This is a genomic window from Nocardia sp. NPDC056541, assembly GCF_042794235.1.
In the GTDB taxonomy this organism is placed as follows: domain Bacteria; phylum Actinomycetota; class Actinomycetes; order Mycobacteriales; family Mycobacteriaceae; genus Nocardia.
The window spans coordinates 1-1,257 of record NZ_JBHTUD010000051.1 but is presented as its reverse complement, the minus strand read 5'-3'; the positions used below and the strand labels follow the sequence as shown (position 1 = coordinate 1,257).

Annotated in this window: 2 rRNA genes; both read left to right on the top strand. The window is 54.2% G+C overall.

Annotation, left to right across the window (positions count from 1 at the left end):
• A 16S ribosomal RNA gene (locus ACFQ9R_RS34685) occupies positions 1-84 on the top strand; the annotation flags it as partial.
• A gap of 325 nt (positions 85-409) precedes the next feature.
• Positions 410-1,257: ribosomal RNA gene (locus tag ACFQ9R_RS34680) — 23S ribosomal RNA — on the top strand; the annotation flags it as partial.

The window sequence follows — 1,257 nt, the reverse complement described above, 5'->3', positions numbered from 1 at the left end:
GAGCCGTCGAAGGTGGGATCGGCGATTGGGACGAAGTCGTAACAAGGTAGCCGTACCGGAAGGTGCGGCTGGATCACCTCCTTTCTAAGGAGCACATCTACACGAACTCTCCACACAGGTGGATGAGGTTGTGTCAGAGACCGTTTAGACCTCATTCGTAGGTCTGCGGACGCTCATGGGTGGAACACTGACAACTTTCATCGCATACGGATGGTCCTCTGTGATCGTTCGCGATGGGTATACCGACACACTATTGGGTCCTGAAAGAACACGCGAGTGTCTTTCTGGCAAGATAACGATCCGCTCGGATCTTCGAGATACTGCCGGCCTTCGGGTCGAGTGAGTCTCGGAATCGGGTTCGAGTGGGTGTGTTGTTTGAGAACTGCACAGTGGACGCGAGCATCTTTGTTAGTAAGTGTTTAAGAGCGTACGGTGGATGCCTTGGCACCAGGAGCCGATGAAGGACGTAGGAGGCTGCGATAAGCCTCGGGGAGCTGTCAACCGAGCTGAGATCCGAGGATTTCCGAATGGGGAAACCCAGCACGAGTGATGTCGTGTTACCCGCATCTGAATATATAGGGTGTGTGGAGGGAACGTGGGGAAGTGAAACATCTCAGTACCCACAGGAAGAGAAAACAACAGTGATTCCGTGAGTAGTGGCGAGCGAAAGCGGATGAGGCTAAACCGTGTACATGTGATACCCGGCAGGGGTTGTGTATGCGGTGTTGTGGGGTCTTCTTTCTTGATTCTGCCGGATCAAGCGAGAGTAAGAAACCGTTGTGTTAGTCGAAGTGGTCTGGAACGGCCTGTCGTAGAGGGTGATAATCCCGTAGACGAAAACTCAACGGCTCTCGTAGGAGATACCCGAGTAGCAGCGGGCCCGTGAAATCTGCTGTGAATCTGCCGGGACCACCCGGTAAGCCTGAATACTCCCTGGTGACCGATAGCGGACTAGTACCGTGAGGGAAAGGTGAAAAGTACCCCGGGAGGGGAGTGAAATAGTACCTGAAACCGTGCGCTTACAATCCGTCAAAGCCTTCGTACTTGTACGTGGGGTGATGGCGTGCCTTTTGAAGAATGAGCCTGCGAGTCATCGGTGTGTGGCGAGGTTAACCCGTCGAGGGGTAGCCGTAGCGAAAGCGAGTCTGAATAGGGCGAACATAGTCGCACATTATGGACCCGAAGCGGAGTGATCTACCCATGGCCAGGGTGAAGCGACGGTAAGACGTCGTGGAGGCCCGAACCCACTTAGGTTGA